Genomic DNA, 22,724 nt, shown 5'->3' on the forward strand with positions numbered 1-22,724 from the left:
GCAGCATGGTACAGGTGAGAGCACACCAGCCGATCAACACCGACGGCAGTATCAATCTCGAGGCCTGGCTCGATCACGCGGTCAGTGTCGATCTGGCACTGGATCGCGAGGCCTTGAAAGAAGCCTGCGAGTTCGCTCGCGAGGCCGAACAGCAGTCCAATGCGAAGAAGAATCTGTGGGCCGAAGGCTCCGGCAGTTTCAGCACTGGCCTTGAGATCGCCGAGATCCTCGCCGACCTCAAGCTCGACCAGGATTCGCTGGTCGCAGCCGTTTTGTATCGCGGCGTGCGCGAAGGCCAGATCGAGCTGGCGGCCATCGGCCAGCGCTTCGGTCCGGTGGTGGCCAAGCTGATCGACGGCGTGCAGCGCATGGCGGCCATCAGCGCCAGCCTCAGCCCACGGCAATCGATGGTCATGGGCACCCAAGGGCAGGTCGAGAACCTGCGCAAGATGCTCGTGGCCATGGTCGATGACGTACGCGTTGCGCTGATCAAACTGGCCGAACGCACCTGCGCCATCCGTGCGGTGAAAACCGCCGACGATGAAAAGCGCAACCGCGTCGCTCGCGAAGTCTTCGACATCTATGCGCCGCTGGCCCATCGCCTCGGCATCGGTCACATCAAATGGGAACTGGAGGACTTGTCCTTCCGTTATCTGGAACCCGATCAATACAAGCAGATCGCCAAGTTGCTCCACGAGCGGCGGCTGGACCGCGAGCGCTTCATCAGCGACGTGATGACCCAGCTCAAGGACGAACTGCAGGCCACTGGTGTCGATGCCGACATCAGCGGCCGGGCGAAACACATCTACTCGATCTGGCGCAAAATGCAGCGCAAGGGTCTGGAATTCAGCCAGATCTATGACGTTCGCGCCGTGCGCGTGCTGGTGCCGGAAATGCGCGACTGCTACACCGCGCTCGGTATCGTCCACACCCTGTGGCGCCACATCCCGAAAGAATTCGACGACTACATCGCCAACCCGAAAGAGAACGGCTACCGCTCGCTGCACACGGCGGTGATCGGCCCGGAGGGCAAGGTCCTCGAGGTGCAGATCCGCACCCACTCCATGCACGAAGAAGCCGAACTCGGCGTCTGCGCGCACTGGCGCTACAAGGGCACCGACGTCAAATCCGGCTCGAACCATTACGAAGAGAAAATCTCCTGGCTGCGTCAGGTGCTCGAATGGCACGAAGAACTGGGTGACATCGGCGGTCTGGCCGAGCAGCTGCGCGTCGATATCGAGCCCGATCGGGTGTACATCTTCACTCCAGACGGGCACGCCATCGACTTGCCGAAAGGCGCAACGCCGCTGGATTTCGCCTATCGCGTGCACACCGAAATCGGCCACAACTGCCGGGGCGCGAAGATCAACGGGCGTATCGTGCCGCTGAACTACAGCCTGCAGACCGGCGAGCAGGTCGAGATCATCACCAGCAAGCACGGCACGCCAAGCCGCGACTGGCTGAACCCGAACCTCGGTTACGTCACCACCTCGCGCGCGCGGGCGAAGATCGTTCACTGGTTCAAATTGCAGGCTCGCGATCAGAACGTTGCGGCCGGTAAAACCCTGATCGAGCGCGAACTCAATCGCCTCGGCCTGCCGGCGGTGGATTTCGACAAGCTGGCCGAAAAGGCCAACATGAAAACCGCCGAAGACATGTTCGCCGCCCTCGGTGCCGGTGACCTGCGTCAGGCGCATCTGGTCAACCTCGCGCAGCAACTGGTCGAACCGGAGCGCGGCAACGAACAACTGGAACTGATCCCGCGCAAGGCGACCGGTTACAAGCCGGGCAAGCGCGGCGATATCCAGATCCAGGGCGTCGGCAACCTGATGACGCAGATGGCCGGCTGCTGCCAGCCGCTGCCGGGCGATGCGATTGTCGGTTACATCACCCAGGGCCGGGGCGTGAGCATTCACCGTCAGGACTGCGCCTCGGTGCTGCAACTGGGCGGGCGCGAGCCGGAGCGGATCATCCAGGTCAGCTGGGGGCCGGTGCCGGTGCTCACCTATCCGGTGGACATCATCATCCGCGCCTACGACCGTTCCGGGCTGCTGCGTGACGTCTCGCAGGTGCTGCTCAACGAGCGCATCAACGTGCTGGCGGTCAACACCCGCTCGAACAAGGAAGACAACACCGCGCTGATGTCGCTGACCATCGAGATCCCCGGTCTGGATGCGCTGGGGCGGTTGCTGGGGCGGATTTCGCAATTGCCGAACATCATCGAAACGCGGCGTAACCGTACCCCGTGATGCAATTGATTGTTCCCTGTGGGAGCGAGCCTGCTCGCGAAGAGGGCGTGTCAGTCGACATCTTTGTTGCAGACACAGCGCTTTCGCGAGCAGGCTCGCTCCCACAATGGTTTTGTGGTGAGACAGAAAAATGATGTACAGCCTTGAAGACCTGCTCCACCTGATGTCCCGTCTGCGCGATCCGCAGTTCGGTTGTCCGTGGGACATCAAGCAAACCTACGCGACCATCGTCCCACACACCCTCGAAGAAGCCTATGAAGTGGCCGATGCCATCGAGCGTGGCGATCTCGACCATTTGCAAGGCGAGTTGGGCGATCTGTTGTTTCAGGTGGTGTATTACAGCCAGTTGGCCAAGGAAGAAGGGCGGTTCGAATTTGCCGGGGTGATCGACAGCATCACGCGTAAACTGATCCGCCGTCATCCGCATGTGTTCCCGACGGGCGACCTGTACGCGCCGCTCGACGTGCCGCGCTTGAGCGAAGAGCAGGTCAAGCAGCGCTGGGAAGAGATCAAGGCCGAAGAGCGTGCCGAGAAAGCCTCCGCGCCCGAGCAGTTGTCCTTGCTCGACGACGTGCCGGCCACCTTACCGGCACTGTCGCGCTCGGCCAAGTTGCAAAAACGCGCCGGGCAGGTCGGTTTCGACTGGCCGGACGCTTTGCCGGTGCTCGACAAGGTTCGCGAAGAGCTCGATGAAGTGCTCGAAGCCATGTCCGAAAACGATCCGGTGGCGGTGGCCGACGAGATCGGCGATCTGCTGTTTTCCGTGGTCAATCTGGCCCGGCATCTGAAGGTCGATCCGGAAACCGCCTTGCGCGGCGCCAACGGCAAGTTTGAAAGACGTTTCCGTTTTATCGAACAGGCATTGCGCGACACCCACCGTCCCATGGAAGATTGCACCCTCGAAGAGTTGGACGCCCTGTGGGGCGAAGCCAAACGCCAGGAAAAGAATGAGCCCAGCTGCGGCTGAGCCGTTGCCCAAGTGAGTAAGCATTGATGAGCCTTTCCCTTCGCGACCAGTTGCTCAAAGCAGGCCTGGTCAACCAAAAGCAGGCCAAGCAGGTCAGCAAAGACAAGCAGAAGCAACAGCGCCTGGCCCACAAAGGCCAGGCCGAGCTGGACGATTCGCAGCAGCGCGCCGCCCAGGAAGCCATGGCCGAGAAGGTCAAGCGCGACCAGGAACTGAATCGTCAGCAGCAGGAGAAGGCCGAGGCCAAGGCCCGCGCTGCGCAGGTCAAGCAGTTGATCGAAGTCTCGCGTCTGCCCAAGCTGACCACCGAGGACTACTACAACTTCGTCGACGACAAGAAGGTCAAGCGCATCTCGGTCAACACGCTGATGCGCAACAAGCTCAGCAGCGGTTCGCTGGCGATCGTGCACCACAATGGCGGCTATGAAGTGATTCCCCGTGAAGCGGCGCTGAAGATCCAGGAGCGCGACCCGCAGCGCATCGTCCAGCTCAACGTGCAGACCGAAGAGGTCAACGCTGAGGACGATCCGTACGCGGCGTACCAGATCCCTGATGATCTGATGTGGTAAATCCACGGCTGTAACAACGACGAACCCCGCTCATGGCGGGGTTTGTCGTTTTCAAATGCTGTGTTGTTTCAGGCGGACTTCAGTTCTCTTTGCTGTTCCTGCACTTCCAGTTCAGCCTTGTAGTTGTGGGCATCGATCTCGTTGTGGAACATGCCGACCAGCAAGTCTTGTTGATGCACATCCCAGATACGGATGCCGGCGGCCAGGCCTTCGTGGGACATGTGTGAATCGTCGCGTTCAGTTACTTTTACAGTCATCTGCTAGCTCCAGATCTCAAGTTACTGCACCAAGGCGTGTGCAGGACTCTGTTATAGGATTTGTTAGTCAGCTAAGTAAACCGCCAATTGGCGCAAGGTGTTGTTGCGAATTTCGCAACAAAGCTGCAGGCCGCGTAAACCGCGACATTCGGTCGCAGGGTAGTAAGTTTCATGACAGAAGTTTCATCTCCAGAACACCCTGAAACCCTGTGGGAGCTGGCTTGCCAGCGATGACGTCGGCACAGCAAACATCTCCGTTGCCTGACACTCCGCTATCGCTGGCAAGCCAGCTCCCACAGAGATCAGCGGTGTCCTAGCTAATTTTCAGGCAAAAAAAACGCCCCGAACCAGTCGGGGCGTTTTCATGTGTGGCTCAGCAGCGGGAAATTATTTGCCTTCCCAGCGCTTCAGCACCAGCGTGGCGTTGGTGCCGCCGAAGCCGAAGCTGTTGCTCATCACGGTGTTGATGGTGGCGTTCTCGCGGGTCTTGGTCAGCACCGGCAGATCGGCCACTTCCGGGTCGAGCTCGTCGATGTTGGCGGAGCCGGCGATGAAGTTGCCTTCCATCATCAGCATGCAGTAGATCGCTTCGTGTACGCCGGCGGCGCCCAGGGAGTGACCGGACAGGCTCTTGGTCGAGCTGATCGCTGGAGCCTTGTCGCCGAACACTTCACGCACACCTTTCATTTCCGCAACGTCGCCGACCGGAGTCGAAGTGCCGTGGGTGTTCAGGTAGTCGATCGGGGTGTCGACGGTGGACAGCGCCTGCTGCATGCAGCGGATCGCGCCTTCGCCGCTTGGGGCAACCATGTCGTAGCCGTCGGACGTTGCGCCGTAGCCAACGATCTCGGCGTAGATCTTCGCGCCACGGGCCAGAGCATGTTCCAGCTCTTCGACGACAACCATGCCGCCGCCGCCAGCGATGACGAAACCGTCGCGGTCCTTGTCGTAGGCGCGGGAAGCTTGTTCCGGGGTGTCGTTGCGCTTGCTGGACAGGGCGCCCATCGCGTCGAACAGGAACGACTGGCTCCAGTGCTCTTCTTCACCGCCACCGGCGAAGACGATGTCCTGCTTGCCCATCTGAATCTGTTCCATGGCGGTACCGATGCAGTGAGCACTGGTGGCGCAGGCAGAAGCGATGGAGTAGTTCAGGCCCTTGATCTTGAATGGCGTGGCCAGGCAAGCGGAAACGGTGCTGCTCATGGTCCGCGTTACACGGTACGGGCCAACGCGTTTCACGCCTTTCTCGCGCAGGATGTCCAGCGCTTCCATCTGGTTCAGCGTGGAAGCACCACCGGAACCAGCGATCAGGCCGGTACGCGGGTTGGACACTTGCTCTTCGGTCAGGCCGGAGTCAGTGATGGCGTCTTTCATGGCCAGGTAGGCGTAAGCCGCTGCATGACCGACGAAGCGATAGATCTTGCGATCGATCAGCTCTTCAAGGTTGAGGTCGATGGAGCCGGAAACCTGGCTACGCAGACCCATTTCAGCATATTCCGGGTTGAACCGGATGCCAGGGCGGCTTGCACGCAGGTTAGCGGAGACGGTCTCTTTGTCATTGCCCAGGCACGAAACGATGCCCAGACCAGTGATAACGACGCGGCGCATGCGAATAACCCTTAGAAGTTGTCAGTGGAGGTGAACACGCCGACGCGCAGGCCTTCGGCGGTGTAGATTTCGCGTCCGTCGACACTGACCGAACCATCGGCGATGGCCATGTTCAGCTTGCCCTTGAGGACGCGTTTGATATGAATGTTGTAAGTGACTTTCTTGGCGGTCGGCAGCACCTGACCGAAGAATTTCACCTCGCCCGAACCCAGCGCACGGCCGCGGCCCGGCAGGCCTTGCCAGCCCAGGAAAAAGCCGACCAGTTGCCACATGGCATCCAGACCCAGGCAGCCCGGCATTACCGGATCGCCTTCGAAATGGCAGGCGAAGAACCACAGGTCAGGGTTGATATCCAGCTCGGCGACCAATTCACCTTTGCCGTACTTGCCGCCTTCTTCGCTGATATGGGTGATGCGATCCACCATCAGCATGTTCGGGGCGGGCAGTTGCGCGTTACCTGGGCCGAACAGCTCACCGCGACTGCAGCGCAGCAGGTCTTCCCGAGTAAAGGCGTTTTGTTTGGTCATGCGAGCTCCTCAATAATCCCATGCGGCAGGTGGGGCAGATCTTCCCGACCGTTCAAGGCATTCATGCCTCGAACCGGCAGCCTACTCATAGACTATTGCGTTGTGGTGAAAGTCACAGCACCAAGGACATGAATGTACACTTGTGCACTGAAATTTTTAATCAAGCCCCTTTTGGGGCTCGTTCGGGTGCCTAAGACTGCCGCACTTTCGCTTTTCACGCCAGTCGCAGATGGTCGAAAGGCCCACACTACGACACCCAGCGCTGCAAAATCTGCTGCAGGTCATTGCGTTTGAACGGCTTGGCCAGGTAATCGTTCATACCCGCTGCCAGACAGGTTTCGCGATCGCCCTGCAAGGCGTTAGCGGTGAGCGCGATGATCGGCACATCGCGGCGTCCGGGCAGGTCGCGGATCTGCCGCGTGGCCTCGTAGCCGTCGATGATCGGCAGCCGGCAGTCCATCAAAATCACTTCGAACTCGCTGCCCTCGGCACTGCGCACCGCCTGCGCGCCATCGGTCGCCACGCTGACGGCAAAACCCAGACTGCGCAGCATCGCTTCGATCACGGTCTGGTTGACCGGGTTGTCTTCGACCAGCAACACATGGCGTCCTTCACCCTGACCACTACCGTTCGGCGCTCGCGGCGCGGCCAGCGCTGGCATTGCCTGCTTATATAGCGCCAATGGAATTTCCAGAGTGAATACCGAACCGCGTCCTTCCTCACTCTGCGCGCGCAACGTACCGCCCATGCGTTCGGCCAGGGTCCGTGCGATCGGCAGACCAAGACCGGTGCCACCATAACGACGGGAGATCGAACTGTCGGCCTGCTGGAAGGCATTGAACATCAGCTCCAGACTTTCCGAAGAAATGCCGATGCCGCTGTCACGCACCGAGCAGGTGAACCACAGCAGTTCGTGATCCAGCGATTGCCATTGCGCCTCTATGCTGACCCGGCCCTGCTCGGTGAACTTCAAGGCATTGCCGACCAGATTGACCAGAATCTGCCGGATCCGCGTCGGATCGCCCTGCACCTGCAAGCCGCGCATGTCGTCGGGAATGCGCAGATTCAGTGCCAGGCCTCGCTGCACCGCGCTGTGCTGGAACGATTGCGCGCAGGCGCCGATCAGCTCGGCGAGATTGAACGGGATGTGCTCCAGCTCCAGCTCCGAACGCTCGATTCGCGAGAAGTCGAGAATGTCATTGATGACCTTGAGCAAGTGCTCGGTCGACTCCGAAGCAAGCGCGGCGTATTCGACCTGCTCCTCGGTCATCTCGGTGGTTTCGAGCAACTGCAACATGCCCAGCACGCCGTTCATGGGCGTGCGCAATTCATGGCTCATCATTGCCAGAAAGTCGGATTTGGCGTTGTTGGCCTTTTCCGCTTCTTCGCGGGTCTGGATCAGTTGCGCCATCGCTTGCTGCTGTTCGCGACTGGCCTGCTCCAGCGCCTGGGCGAGGTTATTGATGTGCTGCGACAGCGCACCCAGTTCGGTGTCGTCGACAATCGGCAGCGGGGTTTTGTAATCGCCTTCCTGAATCGCCTTGACCGCATCGCCAATGTCACGGATCGGCTGCGACAGACTGCCGGCCAAACGACGGGCGACGACGAAGGTGAAGAGCAGGGCGAACAGCGCGAGAATTCCGGCCTTGAACAGGATCTCCTGCTGGCGCTGACTGAAAGCGTCATTGGACAGCCCGACGATCACTCGCCCCAGATAATCCTCGCCGGCGGCGCTGTTGCTGACCTTGCCGTCCTGGAAGAAGTCGTTGTGCAAGGCGATCCGCTGCAAACGCACCGGGGCCTGGAACACTTCGACCTGATGCGGGCGACTGTGGCTGTCGGCCGGTTGTTCGACATACACCAGAATCCGGTTGGCGCTGTCCTGCACTTCGAGAAAGCGCACGTTGGGCGTGGCGAGTGTCGCCTTGAGCAGGCTTTCCAGCACTTCGTTGTTGCCGGAGATCACCCCGTATTCCGTGGCCGGGGCGAGTTGGTTGGCGATCAGTTGGCCAGTGTGGTTCAGCTCCTGGCGCAAATCCTGAATGCGCACGAAGGTAAAGAAACTGATCAACAGCAACGTCAGCAGCAGCGCCGGGCCGAGGCTGATCAGCTGCGTGCGGGTGTTGATGTCCCAACGGCGGCGGAAATTCATGGGCGGCGCTCTCCTTCGGCCAAGGCACTGGCGACAGATGCTTCATTCAACGGTTCGATGCCTAAGGAACGAGCCACCTGCGCATTACTTGAGACTTTGAAACGAGCGGGGTAAAGCGTTCGCGGCCATGCGCTGGTGGGCTGATCGAGCAAATGATCGAGAATCGCCAGCCAGTCGCTCTGGTCGCTGTAGGTACTGGCGAGGCTGCCAGCGCGAACGAATGCAATGTTGGGGCCGATCAGCGCAACCTGCCGCGAGTAGCTGCTGAGCAGGAGGTTTTTCGCCGTTTGCGAGTTGTACAGATCGGGGTCATCGAGGCCGAGCAAGACGTCGCTGCTTTTCAGCACCGCTTGCAGCGGACGGCTGTCGTGAATGTTGTCCCAGCGCTGACTGACAATCTCCAGGTTCAATGGCCGCGCAGCCACGCGCAATTCGTCGAGCAGGAACTCGCCGTGTTCATCGAACAGCACACCGACCCGCCGGGCCTGCGGCAGAATCCGCCGGATCAGTTGCAATTGCCGGCTCAACGGTGGGTCGCTCCAGAGCAGACTCAGGCGCGCCGGTTGGGCATCGGCGAAACGCTGGCGCGCCTGCAAGCGGCTGATGCGCAACACCAGCGTCGATGGGCCTTGTGAGTCTTGCAGGCGCCAGTCGAGGCTGGGCAGGTCGAGCAGAATCAAGCGCAGACTGGCCGGTAATTTGCCCGGTGCCGGCAAACTGGCCAGCGGCTGAAACCGCACATTGTCGGTCGGGCGCAGTTCACTCAGTGCTTGTACGAAAGCCTGCACGCCGGGGCTTTCCTCGGCGCCGGTCAACAAAATATCCGCCGCTTGCACCGCGACCCCGTGCAGCCACGCGGTCAAGAACAGGCAGAGCCCCGCCAGCCAGTGGCCAAGGGTTGGCGTCTTCCGTGACGGGCCGTTGCGCATCCTAGAACTCCAGCTCGGCACTGAAATACATTACCCGGCGTTCATCGTAATTGTTGTCGACGAAGGTGTTCGGCTGATGATCGAGGCGCTGTTGCAGCACGCCGGCCAATTGCAGCTGAGCTTTGCCAATGGCGATGCGTTTGGCGATGCGCGTGTCGACGCGTTCGAAGCGATAGCCGTTGAGCGCGTTGTCACCGTAATAGAAGAGGGCGCTGTTCCAGCCATGCCCCCAGTTGCGCAGCCAACCGGCGGAACCGCTGTTGCGCGAGGTCAACTGCTGATCCAGCGGATTGCTCGCCTCGGCGTCGACGAAGGCGTAGGTCAAACGCAAACGGTCGGCGCTATTGAGGCGCCAGTCGAGTTGCGTTTCGGTGCCGCGAAAGCGCGAGCTGTTGGCATTGCTGGCGATGTACTGATTGTTGCGCAGCGGCTCGCTGATCATCCCAGTGATTTCGTCGTAGAACAGCTTCACGTCGACCGCCAGTCCGAGCTCGGCGAAGTAGCCGTTGTAGCCCAATTCCCGCGAGCGCATGTGTTCCTGATCGAGATCGCCGGGGCCGCGGGTCTTGACGAAATAACGCGCCGACGACTGGCCATAGGCCGAGGGTCGCAGGTTGCTGACCTGATAGCTCCAGTTGACGTTGTTTTCGAACATGTCCGGCGAACGGATCGCCTCCGAGTACACCGCGCGCAGGCCGTGACGCGGGTTGATCAGGTAGTTGACCGCGAAGCGCGGGGTCAGCGAACTGCCGATCAGTTGCGTGTCTTCGAACATCGCACCGCCCTGCACCAGCCAGTGCTCGGTAGCGCGCCATTCCAGTTGGCCGAAGGCGCGCCAGGTGGTGTCGTCGAGGGTGCCGTTGAAGTAGGTTTCGGAATCGGCGCGGTCGTAGCGGTAATTCAGGCCGCTGACCAGACGCAGGCTGTCTGCCAGGCTGAGGGTGTCCTGCAGTTCGAGATCGTAACGCGACTCGCGGGCGCTCTGGTCGATATCGCCGCACAAAGTCTGGCTGGCGCCGTTGCGCCATTGCTCAAGCACTTGATTGGCCAGCGCCATTTCCTGCGGCGTGCCGGGCGCCGCGCCGGGGCCGGTGAACCGGGTGATGTTGCGCGCCAGCCGTTCGGTGTAATTCGGGTTGAGCTGCCACAGCTGCGTCAGTTCAGGGCTGAACGACACTTCGGCATCGCAGGCGCGCCAGACCTGCTGGCGATCCCAGTGCTGTGCCGAACCTTGCACATAGAGGCTGTGTTCGGGATTGATGTCGAGGTTCCAGCGCACCGAACCGGCGTAATCCTTGGCCACCACGTCGGAATTGTTCCCGGCGTCGGTAATCCCCGAGAACACCGGGCGGTAGGTATAAGGCCGCTGATTGCTGCCGTCTTTGGCATTGAGCTGCCAGTCGAGGCTTTGATCTTCATTGAGATCATGGCTGACCGCCAAGCTCAGACGGTTCAAGCGCCGACTGTCGCGATAATCGGCGCCGTTGCGGTCGCTGTCGAAACCGTCGTCTTCCTGGCCGGACAGCGACAGGCGCAGATCACCGCCATCCCAACCGGTGCCCTGACTGGCATAAAAGTCGTTGATGCCACGCTGGCCACGGGTGATCTTCAGGCGCGTGCCGTGGCTGTCGGCCGGGTGGCGAGTGATGATGTTGATCACCGCCATCAACGCGTTGGCGCCATAGCTGACAGTGTTCGGACCGCGAAACACCTCGATCCGCTCGATATCTTCCATCGCGACCGGAATATCGCTCCAGTCCACCGTCGCCAGCCCGGCGCGATACACCGAACGGCCATCGATCAACACCTGCATGCGCCGTGCTTCGCTGGCGTTGGTGCCGTGGTAGTTCACCGCTGGCTGATTGCCGTTGATGCTGCCAACCATCATTCCCGGTACCAGTCGCAGCAATTCGCTGATGTCGCGGGCGCCGCTGGCGCTGATCAATTCGCTGTCGAGAACGGTCATGCTCCCCGGTACTTCGGCCGGGGTCTGCTTCAGCCGCGTGGCCGTAAGCACCGGCGGCAGCGTCTGGCTGTCGACGAACAGATCGTCCGCCAGCACCAGCGGGCTGAACATCAGCGCGAGTAACAGGGGCGAGCGCGGGGAAGGAGGGCCAGAAAACACGACACAGCCTGCAGAGAGAAGAATTGGCGCGCATGTTAACCGAGGGCTGCGACTTTTCCAGTGACGTTGCAGGCATTTTCCTAGGTTTTATTGGTCTTCTTCCTACAAATGTCGGTAATTGTTGCTGGGGCTGGCCGCCACCGGGTCGCCCCGTATAATGCCCGGCATCGCCACTGGTATGGATTAACGGATTGCATATGACTGAACAGCGCCCGATTGCGGTCCTGGGAGGCGGAAGTTTTGGTACCGCCGTGGCCAATCTGCTGGCCGAGAACGGCCATCAAGTCCTTCAGTGGATGCGTGACCCCGAGCAGGCCGAGGCCATCCGGGTCAACCGCGAAAACCCGCGTTACCTCAAAGGCATCAAGATTCTGCCGGGGGTGACCGCTGTCACCGACCTGCAAGCCACTCTCGACGCTTGTGATCTGTGCTTTGTCGCGCTGCCGTCCAGCGCCTTGCGCAGCGTACTCGCCGCCCACGCCGAGCGCTTGAGCGGCAAGATGCTGGTGAGCCTGACCAAAGGCATCGAAGCGCAGACCTTCAAGCTGATGAGCCAGATTCTCGAAGAGATCGCCCCGCAGGCGCGGATCGGCGTGTTGTCCGGGCCGAACCTGGCGCGGGAAATCGCCGAGCACGCGTTGACCGCCACGGTGGTTGCCAGCGAAGACGAAGAACTGTGCAAGGCAGTACAAGCTGCGCTGCACGGGCGCACCTTCCGCGTTTACGCCAGCGCCGACCGTTTCGGTGTCGAGTTGGGCGGTGCGTTGAAAAACGTTTACGCGATCATCGCCGGCATGGCGGTGGCGCTGGAAATGGGCGAGAACACCAAGAGCATGCTGATCACCCGCGCCTTGGCCGAGATGACCCGCTTTGCGGTGAATCAGGGCGCCAACCCGATGACCTTCCTTGGTCTGGCCGGGGTTGGCGATCTGATCGTCACCTGTTCATCGCCCAAGAGCCGCAACTATCAGGTCGGCTTCGCCCTCGGTCAGGGCTTGAGCCTCGACGAAGCGGTGTCGCGTCTCGGCGAGGTCGCCGAAGGGGTCAACACCCTCAAGGTGCTCAAAGCCAAGTCCCAGGAAGTCGGCGTGTACATGCCGCTGGTCGCCGGGCTGCACGCGATCCTGTTCGAAGGACGCACGCTGGAGCAGGTGATCGGTCTACTGATGCGTGCCGAGCCGAAAACCGACGTCGACTTTATTTCCACCAGCGGTTTCAACTGATTCAGCTGTTACACGGACAGGAAGCAAGCCATGAACGATCCGAAAAGCGAAACCCAGTACGAATCCATCCTCCTGCGGGTGTTGTGGATGATCGTTTATCTGCTGGTCTGGCAAGTCGCGCAGTTCATCCTCGGCGCGGTGGTATTGGTGCAACTGATCTACCGCCTGATCTACGGCGCACCGAGCGCCAGCCTGATGAATTTTGGCGACAGCCTCAGCCAGTTCCTCGCGCAGATTGGCCGCTTCGGCACGTTTCACAGTGACCAGAAGCCCTGGCCGTTCGCCGACTGGCCGGCGCCGCGCACCCCGGAAGGTGAAGCGCCGCACACCGTCGCCCCGGCCGCGCATCCGGTGCGCGATGAGGAGCCCAAACTATGAAACTGTGGGTATTGCGTCATGGTGAGGCTGTGCCTCACTCGAAGATCGATTCCGAGCGCGAGTTGACCGAGCATGGTCGTAAAGAAGTCCTGAGCAGCGCCGCGCATCTCATGGGCCAGCCGCTGACGGCGATCTACGCCAGCCCTTATCTGCGCGCGCAGCAAACCGCGCAGATCGTGCGCGACGCATTGGGTTTCGAGCCGGAGATTCGCACGGTCGAGTGGCTGACGCCGGAGAGCGATCCGGACAAGGTCGCCGAGCAATTGGTGTCCGTCAGTAATGTTTTGCTGGTCAGCCACAACCCGTTGGTGGGCAATCTGCTCAGCTATCTGCAGCATGGCGCCGGGCATCCGCCGGAGCGGGTCAGTACGGCGGGGCTGGCGGAGCTTGAGCACAGCGAGCTGCTGATCGGCTCGATGAAGCTCAATAGCCTCAAGCACCCTTAACGCCATATCCCTGTGGGAGCGAGCCTGCTCGCGAAGGCGGCGTGTCATTCACCCTTTTTGGGGCTGACATACTGCATTCGCGAGCAGGCTCGCTCCCACATTGATTTCTGCCAACCCATGAAATTATTTGTTTGAAAATTCCAACCAAGCACTTGCTTGGTTGACTACGCTTGCTCCAGACCAAAAAACAGGAGCGAGTCGCATGTCTGCCGCCTTCCGTTTGCCGCTGGACGTGTTCTACGAACGGGAAGCCCGGCACCCGCGCCAGCGCTTTCTTGTGCAGCCCATCGGCGGCGGTCAGGTCGAGACGCTGACGTGGGCCGATGTCGGCCATCAGGCCCGCTGCGCCGCGCACTGGTTGCGCGCGCGGGAGCTGCCGCCCGGCAGCCATATCGCCCTGATCTCGAAAAATTGCGCGCACTGGATCATCGCCGATCTGGCGATCTGGATGGCCGGGCATGTGTCGGTGCCGCTGTACCCCAATCTCACCGCTGAATCCGTTGCGCAGGTGCTGACTCACTCGGAAAGTGCGCTGGCGTTCATCGGCAAACTGGATGACTGGGCAGGCATGGCGCAAGGCGTGCCGGCGGGCCTGCCGACCATCAGCCTGCCGCTGCATCCGCCAGGCGAGTTCGATTACAGCTGGGCGGACCTGCAGAGCTGTTCGCCAATCCAGGACGATCCGCGTCCCGCCGCCGAGCAATTGGCGACGATCATTTACACCTCAGGCACCACTGGCCTGCCCAAAGGCGTGATGCACAGTTTCGCCAATCTCGGTTTCGCCACCAGTCGTGGCACGCAGCTGTTCGGGCTCAACGAGAACGATCGGCTGCTGTCATATCTGCCGCTGTGCCACGTTGCCGAGCGCATGTTTGTCGAATTGGCCTCGATCTATACCGGACAGACAGTGTTCTTCGCCGAAAGCCTCGAGACTTTCATCACCGATCTGCAGCGCGCGCGGCCGACGGCAATGTTTGGCGTGCCGCGTATCTGGACCAAATTCCAGATGGGTGTGTACAGCAAGATCCCGGCGCAGCGTCTGGATTTCCTTCTCGGGCTGCCCTTCATTGGCAAGCGGGTCGGCCACAAAGTGCTGGCCGGGCTCGGCCTGGATGCCTTGCGCGTGGCGTTGTCCGGTGCCGCGCCGGTACCGCAGACCTTGCTCGCCTGGTATCAGAAACTCGGCCTCGATGTGCTGGAGGTGTACGGCATGACCGAGGGCTGCGGCTATTCGCATATCTGTCTGCCGGGGCGATACAAACAGGGCTGGATCGGCCAGCCGTGCCCGGAAGTCGAGGTGCGCATCGATGAGTCCGGCGAGGTGCAGGTGCGCAGCCAGGCCAACATGCTCGGCTATTTCAAGGAACCGCAGAAAACCGCCGAGACGCTGACCGCAGACGGCTTTCTGCGTACCGGCGACAAGGGCGAGCAGGACAGCGAAGGGCGCCTGCGCCTGACCGGGCGACTCAAGGAAATCTTCAAGACCAGCAAGGGCAAATACGTCGCGCCGGCGCCGATCGAAAACCGTCTGGCCGTGCATTCACGCATCGAGCAAGTATGCGTGGTGGGCGATGGCCTGAGTGCACCGCTGGGGTTGTGCGTGCTGTCGGCGGTCAATCAGCAAGAGCCTCGTGCCAGCCTGCACGCCAGCCTGGAAAAATTGCTGGATGAGGTCAACGCCGCCCTCGACAAGCACGAACGCCTGCACCGACTGGTAGTGGTCAAGGACAGTTGGGCGGTGGACAACGGCTTCCTCACGCCGACCCTGAAAATCAAACGCAACGTCATCGAGGACCGCTACGGCGCACGCTTCGAAGAATGGAGCGCGCGCAGCGAGGCGGTGCTGTGGCAGGATTGAGCATCGATTACAACAACAAAGGAAGTCTGCGATGAGCTTGTGGCGTACTACTCCCGACATCGAACAGTTGAACGCAATCCAGAAGAACACCATTGGCGAAGTGCTGGATATTCGCTTCGAAGCCTTCGACGAACAGTCGCTGACCGCGAGCATGGTCATCGACCATCGCACCCACCAGCCTTACGGTCTGCTGCATGGCGGTGCATCGGTGGTGCTGGCGGAAACCGTGGGTTCGATGGCCAGTTATCTGTGCATCGATGCCAGTAAATTCTATTGCGTCGGCCTGGAGATCAACGCCAACCATTTGCGCGGGTTGCGTAGCGGAAGGGTGACGGCGGTGGCGACGCCAATTCATATCGGCCGCACCACGCATGTCTGGGACATCCGTTTGACCAGCGACGAAGGCAAGGCCAGTTGCGTATCGCGCCTGACCATGGCGGTGGTGCCGCTGGGGGAACAGCCGCCGCTGCGCTGATGGTAGCGGTCGGACGATGGCATCACCTCACTTAAAAGTTGAGTTGTGCCCGGGAGTATTTTCGCTGGCCCGGACTGGTCTCGCTAACCACGTAGTATTGGTCGACATCGGCCGGCGGGCTTTCGCGAACGATGCCGGCGCCGACCTCGTTTTTTTCAAGGTCCCAGGAGGTTGTGCCCAGTTCTGCGCTCAGGCCGGGCTTGGCGATCGTGACAAAAGTCGAGCGTATGTCCCCGACTGCGCTCACGACTGCACGGCTAACTGCCGTTCGGGTATGTACGTCCAGCGCGTCGTAGCCAGGGATCTGTGACACGGCGAGATTGGCGATCTGCCCCAGAGATAAAAAGAAATGACGGCTGCTATAGCCGACCACCGCGTTCTCCTGGTTGAAGCTCGGTTCACTGTCGCTCGAAGGCCTGGCTGGTGTTCCCCGCGCCCCTCTTACCGCTGAGGCAGCGGCAGCACTGGCAGCCGTGACTGCCGAGACGGAAAGAACCGACTGCAACACATTACCGGTTGCGTCGGTGCCAAACAGCACTGAGCCACCGAATCCGGTGGCGCCTGCTGCCAATCCTGCCCCGACCACGCTGGCCGCTCCCGTGAGCGGATCGACACGGCCCACAGCCGGGTTGCTCGGACCGGCATTGGCGAGATACTGCGCCGATATCTCACGAAACAGCGTACCGAAGGCGCTGCCAATCTGGCCCGCCGCTGCGGGATTGCCCCGTGGATCGAGCATGCCGAGCAGGGAAGGCGCGGCGCCCAAGGCTGCACCTATTACGGCACCGCCGATTTTCGCAGCCAGAGGTCCCCAATCGGCCGGCGAACTGATATGCATGGAGCTCTGCGCCCAGTTGGCACCGGCATAGCCACTGATGCCGCCGGTTACGGCACCCGCCAACGCACCTCCGATGCCGACCGCTACGTTGGCCGGAGGCAGGAAACCGACGAAAGCTGCTTGTGCGGCAGTGGCAACAGCTGAGCTGACAAACTCGCGCGTGGCCGTCGCGCCCGCTGCCCCGGCGGTATCCCATCCTGTCAGCCCTTGGCGGTCGACAAACCTGACGGGATTGCCGCGCACCATCAAATAGCGGTTCAGACCATCGGTGATACCTACCGGATCGGGGCTGATCCAGCGCATCAACCAAGGCGCATAGAAGCGTTGGCCATAATAGTAAAGGCCGGTGGCATCGAGCTCCTGGCCTGCGTAGCGACGGGTCTTGTAGCGGGCCTGTACCTGATCCGGGCCTGCCCACCACGAAGTGCCGCCGTAGGGAAAATAGTTCTCCTCGCAAATGATGTTGGCCTGATCGTCGAGGACCAGCATGTTCGAGCCAAGATGGTTGCTGAACTGGTAGCGATATTGATCGGCAACCTTGTCCTTTGTGTCCCAGTGCAGGATTTCAACAGCACAGCGTCCTGCCTGTACGGAAATGACGTGCAAGGTTTCATCGGCCCGATGGCGTATTTCCAGCCCTGGCAGATAGCGCGTTTCATGCAGTTGCACGAGTGCTGGCGATTGGATGAGGCGTATTTTGCGCTGGCGCTGGCCCGCACCGTCATATACATAGCGTTCGCAGTCGTTTGTAGCGTCCTTGCGCATGACCTGATCGACCTGGAGCAATCGTCCGCCAGCACTCCACTGCAAAGGCTGGCCGGGCTGGAGCATTTTCCGGTTGCCGTTGCTATCGAACCCGGCGGAAATCTCCAGCTCGTCGGGCAGCGTGCCGCTGACAGTCTGTTCCAGGCCGCGATTGCTGTATCTGGAAATCGCCGTGCGCTGCGTCCAGCTCTTGCTTGCGGCGCTGTGAACCAGGGCGATGAGGTTGCCGGCTGCATCATAGGTGTAGGTCTGGCGGTAGTTTTCGAGCTGCGCCGAATCTGGTGGAGAGCTGAAGACCGGCTCCTGGGGGCCATTGACCGTGCCGCTTCGTTGCCAACCCGTGGCACCGATCAATTGGTAGAGGCTGTCATAGATAAACGAGGAAACAGGATTGATGGTCTGGTTGCGAAAAAAGCGCGTGGGCTGCGCCATGTCCTCGACACTGAGGATGTTGCCGACCGGATCGTAGCAATAGACCAGATGTTGCAGGGCAGGGCGCCCGTCCTTTTCGGCAATGATCTTCAGGAGCCGGCCGCTCTGTGGATCGTAGAGATTCTGGCTGATAACGCCGTTAGCGGCTGCCTGACGTAAAACCTGATTGCCCGCGTTGTACTGGATATCGTGCAATAACAGTCTGGGCTGCGAATCCTGCGCGACTTTGAGACTGATCTGGTTGAGTTGTCCGCCTACGTCAAAATGAAGCTGCTTCTGATTGCCCGTGGCGTCTTGCTGGCTGATGGTTTCATTCAGCGCGTTATAGCCGATGTGGGTTGCTGCACCGCTCCCGTGTTCGTGGAGCAGGTCTCTGTCTGCCAAGGCTTGCGGCCAGTCTGGCTCGTCGAGGTCGCTGAGGAAATGCCGTACACACCTGAGCTGTTCGCCCGTGAGGGAATATTCAGGAAAAATTCGCTGCCGGCACTATCGTCATGGCGAACAATCCGGCCGCATTGGTTACGCGCTGCGCACGACGGCGAGCTGTCGCCGTAACTGAAAAAGCCACTGTTTCTGGCGCTCATGCCCTGTACGTGTTCGACGATACTGACCGGGCGCAGCAGCAAATCATAGTCGGTCAACGTCTGCGTCATCAGCCCGTCCCAGGCGATGAGGCGTTGTCCTGCTGCGCCCGGCAATGTCAGGCGAAGCGCGCCATCGACGCTGTCGCTGGAGAGGGATACCCCTGTGAGGCTGGAAATCACGGTCAGGTTGGGGCGAGCGTCGGGTTCGCGCTGATGCAGCGCAGCCAGGCGTGGATCGCAGGCTTCAGTCAATTGACCTGAAGCCTTGTAGCGTTGGCGATAAATGCGCGGGGCGATCGGTCCACCGGGCGCTTCACGACAATAGGACACCGTAGCAACGTTCAGTCCTCGTGAATCCATCACGGCGAGTGTCGGCGTATGAGTGTGCATGACGCATCCCGAGTGCTGGACCTGATTCGTTTATCGGACAAGAGCGGCCAGCGGTCAACTGTCAGAAATTACAGGTGAGCGTAGATTGCGACGACCGGTTCAACGTCTGTATGGATAAAACGTCATCGCCACTATTCGTGACCGTTACGGTCATTGCTGTCGACGCGGCTCTTGCGGACAATCATCGCCACGATTCCCGCTCATGGATTTGCCCGCATGTCGCAACCGATCTTTTTCGCCCACGCCAACGGCTTCCCTTCGGGGACCTATGGCAAGTTGTTTGCGGCGCTGGCGCCGGAGTATCGGGTCGCGCATCTGGAGCAGCATGCCCATGACCCGCGTTTTCCGGCGGACGACAACTGGTACAACCTCGTCGACGAACTGATCCATCACCTGGAGCAGCAAGAGCAGCCGGTGTGGGGCGTCGGCCATTCGTTTGGCGGTCTGCTGCACCTGCATGCGGCGTTGCGTTGTCCCAAGCTGTATCGCGGCGTGGTCATGCTCGACTCGCCGGTGCTGACCCGCACCGATCAGTGGGTGATTCGCGCGGCCAAGCGCTTTGGTTTCATCGACCGGCTGACTCCCGCCGGGCGCACCCTCGGGCGCCGTGAAGAGTTCGCCGATCTCGACAGTGCACGCAGTTACTTTTCCGGCAAAACCCTGTTTCGCGGCTTCGATCCGGAATGCTTCGATGCCTACCTGCAACATGGTTTGCATCAGGTCGACGACAAGCTGCGTCTGCGTTTTGACCCGGCTACCGAAATCAGCATTTATCGCGGCGTGCCGCACACCAGTCCCGGGCGTACCCGGCAGTTGCAGGTGCCGCTGGCCATCGTGCGGGGGCACAAGAGCCGCGTGGTCATGCGCCATCACACACGTTTCGTCTCGCGTCTGCCCCAGGGCGAGGCGCTGAGCATGCCTGGCGGGCACATGTTCCCGCTGGAGCGCCCGCAGGACACGGCGCGGCTGCTCAAGAATCTGTTCATGCGCTGGGAACAGCGGCAGAACAAGGATTGCGCATGAGCCCGACCTGCGAAGAAGTGCGCCTGAACCTGCCGCACATCGAATTGGCCGCGCATATGTTCGGCCCCGAGGACGGCTTGCCGGTGATCGCGTTGCACGGCTGGCTCGACAACGCCAATAGCTTCGCCCGGCTGGCGCCCAAGCTTGATGGCTTGCGCATCGTCGCGCTGGACATGGCCGGCCACGGTCATTCCGCTCATCGACCAAGCGGCGCCGGTTATGCGCTGTGGGACTACGCCCATGATGTACTGCAAGTCGCCGAGCAACTGGGCTGGAAGCGTTTCGGCCTGCTCGGGCATTCGATGGGCGCGATTGTCTCGATGGTGCTCGCCGGTTCGCTGCCCGAGCGCATCAGCCATCTGGCGCTGATCGACGGCGTGATTCCTCCGACAGACAAAGGCGAAAACGCTGCCGAGCGCATGGGTATGGCCTTACAGGCGCAACTCGATCTGCGCGAAAAGCGCAAACCGGTCTATACCACCCTCGAGCGTGCCATCGAGGCGCGGATGAAAGGTCTGGTGGCGGTCAGTCGCGAAGCCGCTGAACTGTTGGCCCAGCGCGGATTGATGCCGGTGCCCGGCGGTTACACCTGGCGCACCGACAATCGCCTGACCCTGCCATCGCCGCTGCGCCTGACGGAAGAACAGGCGATGGCGTTTGCCTCGCGCGTCGGTTGCCCGGCGCATCTGGTGGTCGCGGCGGATGGCATGTTGGCCAGGCATCCTGAGTTGCTGGAGCGTCTACCCTTCAGTTACGAACAGTTGCCGGGCGGGCATCATTTGCACTTGAATGACGAGGCTGGCGCAGGTCTTGTAGCAGACTGTTTCAATCGCTTCTTCGCCATGCCTTGACTTGCAGCGGGCAACTGTCGAGGCTGGGCGGGTTGAAATGGGAGACAAACTCGATGGATTTCTATACCGCTGCGACCCCGACCCGCCCAGCCATGACCGTCCGGTGAGGCTGACTATGCGGTCACTCAGTCTCTTCGCGCTGTGCTGCTTCAGCTCCTTGTCCTTCGCTGCCGATGTGCCGGGCAGCCAGGATCTGCAAATCGTGCCGCGTCTGGCCGATGCTCAGATCGTCGACTATCGCCCGGCGGCCGAGCTGGAGCGCATCTACCCGCTGGGCTCGATCCGCAAGATCAGCGGCCAGTTGCGGTTCGACGGTCAGGTCACCGCCCGCGGCAAGACTACCTCGGTGACCTACGAGTTGCCGCCGGAACATTCCGCCACCGAAGCCTTTACTGCCGCCCGCGAAGCCCTGCGACAGCAGGATGCCGAATTGCTGTTCTGGTGCCAGGCCCGCGATTGCGGCGAAAGCAGCCTGTGGGCCAACGAAGTGTTCGGCAACGCCAAGCTGTATGGCTCTGACGAGCAACAGGCTTATCTGTTGTTGAGGCTGGCGGCGCCAAAGGACAACACGCTGGTGGCGCTTTACAGCATCACTCGCGGCAATCGCAAAGCCTATCTGCATGTCGAACAGTTCGAGGCGACTGCGCCGTTGGGCGAATTGCTGCCGACCTCGGCGACCCTGCTGCGTCAGTTGAAAAGCACCGGCGAGCTGGATTTTCCGAAACTGGTCGATGAACCGGATGCCACCTGGTTGCGCCTGATTTCCCGTGGTCTGAATCTCGACACGACCTTGCGGGTTACGGTTTCCGGGCCCAAGGCCGAAGCCTGGCGCCAGGCGCTGATCAATCAGGGCGTACGGGCGGCACGTCTGGAAGCCGGCAATCTCGAAGGCTCGGGCCTGCGCATCGACTTGTTGCGATAAGCTGTGCCGGGCGAGCACGCACACAGTGTTCGCCTACTCTTTCGCTGACTGACTTTGCCGGGACTTCCCATGCTCAATAACGATCGCCTGCTGGTGCAGATTCTGCTGCTGGTGTTGTTTGGTGCCAGCCTTTGGGTGATGGCGCCGTTCTGGTCGGCGCTGTTCTGGGGCGCGGTGCTGGCGTTTGCCAGTTGGCCGCTGATGCGTTTGCTCACGCGCTGGCTCAATGGCCGCGAATCGCTGGCCGCGTTGATCCTGACACTGGGCTGGATGTTGCTGGTGGCGGCGCCACTGGTGTGGCTGGGTTTCAACCTCGCCGATCATGTGCGCGATGCCACGGCATTCATCAAGGATGTGCAGGTCGACGGTTTGCCGGAAGCACCGACCTGGCTTGGCAGCGTGCCTTTGGTTGGTGAGCGGCTGGTGTCGATGTGGGACAGCATCGATCAACAGGGCGCGGCGTTGATGGTCTCGATCAAGCCGTATCTGGGGCAGGTCGGCAACTGGTTGCTGGCACGCAGCGCGCAGATCGGCGGGGGGATTCTCGAGCTGACGCTGAGTCTGGTGTTCGTGTTCTTTTTCTACCGTGACGGGCCGCGACTGGCGGCGTTTGTGCACAGTCTGCTGCAGCGCTTGATTGGTGATCGTGCCGGCTATTACATCGAGCTTGTCGCCGGTACGGTGCAGCGGGTGGTCAACGGTGTGATTGGTACAGCGGCGGCGCAGGCGGTGCTGGCGCTGATCGGCTTTTTCATTGCCGGGGTTCCCGGGGCGCTGGTGCTGGGGATCGTCACGTTTCTGCTGAGTCTGATTCCGATGGGGCCACCGCTGGTGTGGGTGCCGGCCACGGCGTGGTTGGCGTGGAAGGGCGAGTACGGGATGGCGGTGTTTCTCGGGATCTGGGGGACGTTCATCATCAGTGGCGTGGACAACGTGCTCAAGCCGTATCTGATCAGCCGTGGCGGTAATCTGCCGTTGGTGATTGTGTTGCTCGGGGTGTTTGGCGGGTTGATTGCGTTTGGCTTTATCGGGTTGTTTATTGGGCCTACGTTGTTGGCGGTGGCTTATAGTCTTTTGACGGATTGGAGTAAGAGTCAGGCTCGGGTCTAGGGGGGCTTGGCGGCCTTTGGGCCGACCATGCTTGGGTTTGTTTGGT

At 61.0% G+C, this 22,724-nt stretch carries 20 protein-coding genes; 12 read left to right on the forward strand and 8 right to left on the reverse strand.

Annotated elements, in window-relative coordinates:
- Positions 1 to 5: 5 nt before the first annotated feature.
- The 3 genes from relA (at position 6) to ACZZ0K_RS04520 (ending at position 3,785) form a co-directional block, all read left to right on the forward strand.
- Complete coding sequence (relA, locus tag ACZZ0K_RS04510) at positions 6 to 2,249, forward strand: GTP diphosphokinase (protein ID WP_041479585.1); 2,244 nt, start codon at positions 6 to 8, stop codon at positions 2,247 to 2,249.
- Positions 2,250 to 2,382: 133 nt separating this feature from the next.
- Positions 2,383 to 3,216 (forward strand): nucleoside triphosphate pyrophosphohydrolase, encoded by an 834-nt coding sequence (mazG, locus tag ACZZ0K_RS04515; RefSeq protein WP_024013963.1) that lies wholly within the window; start codon positions 2,383 to 2,385, stop codon positions 3,214 to 3,216.
- A 26-nt stretch (positions 3,217 to 3,242) separates the two neighbouring features.
- Entirely contained in the window at positions 3,243 to 3,785 is a 543-nt protein-coding gene (locus tag ACZZ0K_RS04520; protein WP_016773645.1) for a DUF2058 domain-containing protein, read from the forward strand.
- A gap of 68 nt (positions 3,786 to 3,853) precedes the next feature.
- On the opposite strand, the gene ACZZ0K_RS04525 is transcribed toward ACZZ0K_RS04520, so the two are convergent.
- The 6 genes from ACZZ0K_RS04525 to ACZZ0K_RS04550 all read right to left on the reverse strand — a co-directional run bounded on the left by ACZZ0K_RS04525 (position 3,854) and on the right by ACZZ0K_RS04550 (position 11,335).
- Positions 3,854 to 4,042, reverse strand: coding sequence for a hypothetical protein (locus tag ACZZ0K_RS04525; RefSeq protein WP_016773646.1), 189 nt, complete (start codon positions 4,040 to 4,042; stop codon positions 3,854 to 3,856).
- Positions 4,043 to 4,429: 387 nt separating this feature from the next.
- On the reverse strand, positions 4,430 to 5,650 hold the full coding sequence (gene fabB / locus ACZZ0K_RS04530; protein WP_016773647.1) for a beta-ketoacyl-ACP synthase I: 1,221 nt from the start codon (positions 5,648 to 5,650) through the stop codon (positions 4,430 to 4,432).
- Positions 5,651 to 5,661: 11 nt separating this feature from the next.
- A complete protein-coding gene (gene fabA / locus ACZZ0K_RS04535; protein ID WP_024013962.1) occupies positions 5,662 to 6,177 on the reverse strand; it encodes a 3-hydroxyacyl-[acyl-carrier-protein] dehydratase FabA in 516 nt (171 codons plus the stop codon).
- A 247-nt stretch (positions 6,178 to 6,424) separates the two neighbouring features.
- Positions 6,425 to 8,329 carry an ATP-binding protein gene (locus tag ACZZ0K_RS04540; protein ID WP_056788141.1) on the reverse strand — a complete coding sequence of 635 codons (1,905 nt, stop codon included), beginning with the start codon at positions 8,327 to 8,329 and terminating at the stop codon, positions 6,425 to 6,427.
- On the reverse strand, positions 8,326 to 9,258 hold the full coding sequence (locus ACZZ0K_RS04545) for a hypothetical protein (protein WP_056788143.1): 933 nt from the start codon (positions 9,256 to 9,258) through the stop codon (positions 8,326 to 8,328). Before ACZZ0K_RS04545 ends, ACZZ0K_RS04540 begins: the two co-directional genes overlap by 4 nt.
- A 1-nt stretch (position 9,259) precedes the next feature.
- Positions 9,260 to 11,335 (reverse strand): TonB-dependent receptor plug domain-containing protein, encoded by a 2,076-nt coding sequence (locus ACZZ0K_RS04550; RefSeq protein WP_150743513.1) that lies wholly within the window; start codon positions 11,333 to 11,335, stop codon positions 9,260 to 9,262.
- A gap of 245 nt (positions 11,336 to 11,580) precedes the next feature.
- Between ACZZ0K_RS04550 and ACZZ0K_RS04555 the strand changes: the two genes are divergently transcribed.
- The 5 genes from ACZZ0K_RS04555 (at position 11,581) to ACZZ0K_RS04575 (ending at position 15,763) form a co-directional block, all read left to right on the forward strand.
- The gene (locus ACZZ0K_RS04555) at positions 11,581 to 12,606 is read left to right on the forward strand and encodes an NAD(P)H-dependent glycerol-3-phosphate dehydrogenase (protein ID WP_041479589.1); all 1,026 of its coding nucleotides are present in this window, start codon (positions 11,581 to 11,583) and stop codon (positions 12,604 to 12,606) included.
- 30 nt (positions 12,607 to 12,636) lie between these two features.
- On the forward strand, positions 12,637 to 12,984 hold the full coding sequence (locus tag ACZZ0K_RS04560) for a DUF4389 domain-containing protein (protein ID WP_016773653.1): 348 nt from the start codon (positions 12,637 to 12,639) through the stop codon (positions 12,982 to 12,984).
- Positions 12,981 to 13,430, forward strand: a complete 450-nt coding sequence (gene sixA / locus ACZZ0K_RS04565; protein WP_258707078.1) for a phosphohistidine phosphatase SixA — start codon at positions 12,981 to 12,983, stop codon at positions 13,428 to 13,430. The genes ACZZ0K_RS04560 and sixA overlap by 4 nt, the downstream gene beginning before the upstream one ends.
- Positions 13,431 to 13,632: 202 nt before the next feature.
- Positions 13,633 to 15,288, forward strand: a complete 1,656-nt coding sequence (locus ACZZ0K_RS04570; protein WP_258707077.1) for an AMP-binding protein — start codon at positions 13,633 to 13,635, stop codon at positions 15,286 to 15,288.
- Between the two features lie 31 nt (positions 15,289 to 15,319).
- Positions 15,320 to 15,763 (forward strand): hotdog fold thioesterase, encoded by a 444-nt coding sequence (locus ACZZ0K_RS04575; protein ID WP_016773655.1) that lies wholly within the window; start codon positions 15,320 to 15,322, stop codon positions 15,761 to 15,763.
- Between the two features lie 31 nt (positions 15,764 to 15,794).
- On the opposite strand, the gene ACZZ0K_RS04580 is transcribed toward ACZZ0K_RS04575, so the two are convergent.
- Together ACZZ0K_RS04580 and ACZZ0K_RS04585 are read right to left on the reverse strand one after the other, a co-directional pair.
- On the reverse strand, positions 15,795 to 18,182 hold the full coding sequence (locus ACZZ0K_RS04580; RefSeq protein WP_463558994.1) for an RHS repeat domain-containing protein: 2,388 nt from the start codon (positions 18,180 to 18,182) through the stop codon (positions 15,795 to 15,797).
- Positions 18,113 to 18,772, reverse strand: a complete 660-nt coding sequence (locus tag ACZZ0K_RS04585) for a hypothetical protein (RefSeq protein ID WP_463558995.1) — start codon at positions 18,770 to 18,772, stop codon at positions 18,113 to 18,115. Before ACZZ0K_RS04585 ends, ACZZ0K_RS04580 begins: the two co-directional genes overlap by 70 nt.
- Before the next feature lie 216 nt (positions 18,773 to 18,988).
- Here ACZZ0K_RS04585 and ACZZ0K_RS04590 point away from each other — a divergent pair, with 216 nt between their 5' ends.
- The 4 genes from ACZZ0K_RS04590 to ACZZ0K_RS04605 all read left to right on the forward strand — a co-directional run bounded on the left by ACZZ0K_RS04590 (position 18,989) and on the right by ACZZ0K_RS04605 (position 22,678).
- On the forward strand, positions 18,989 to 19,795 hold the full coding sequence (locus tag ACZZ0K_RS04590; RefSeq protein ID WP_252882506.1) for an alpha/beta fold hydrolase: 807 nt from the start codon (positions 18,989 to 18,991) through the stop codon (positions 19,793 to 19,795).
- The gene (locus ACZZ0K_RS04595) at positions 19,792 to 20,646 is read left to right on the forward strand and encodes an alpha/beta hydrolase (RefSeq protein ID WP_252884688.1); all 855 of its coding nucleotides are present in this window, start codon (positions 19,792 to 19,794) and stop codon (positions 20,644 to 20,646) included. The genes ACZZ0K_RS04590 and ACZZ0K_RS04595 overlap by 4 nt, the downstream gene beginning before the upstream one ends.
- 115 nt (positions 20,647 to 20,761) lie before the next feature.
- Entirely contained in the window at positions 20,762 to 21,568 is an 807-nt protein-coding gene (locus tag ACZZ0K_RS04600; RefSeq protein ID WP_258707075.1) for a DUF4892 domain-containing protein, read from the forward strand.
- A 69-nt stretch (positions 21,569 to 21,637) separates the two neighbouring features.
- On the forward strand, positions 21,638 to 22,678 hold the full coding sequence (locus ACZZ0K_RS04605) for an AI-2E family transporter (RefSeq protein ID WP_041479597.1): 1,041 nt from the start codon (positions 21,638 to 21,640) through the stop codon (positions 22,676 to 22,678).
- Positions 22,679 to 22,724: the final 46 nt, after the last annotated feature.

It is taken from the genome of Pseudomonas sp. AC255, from assembly GCF_979258175.1.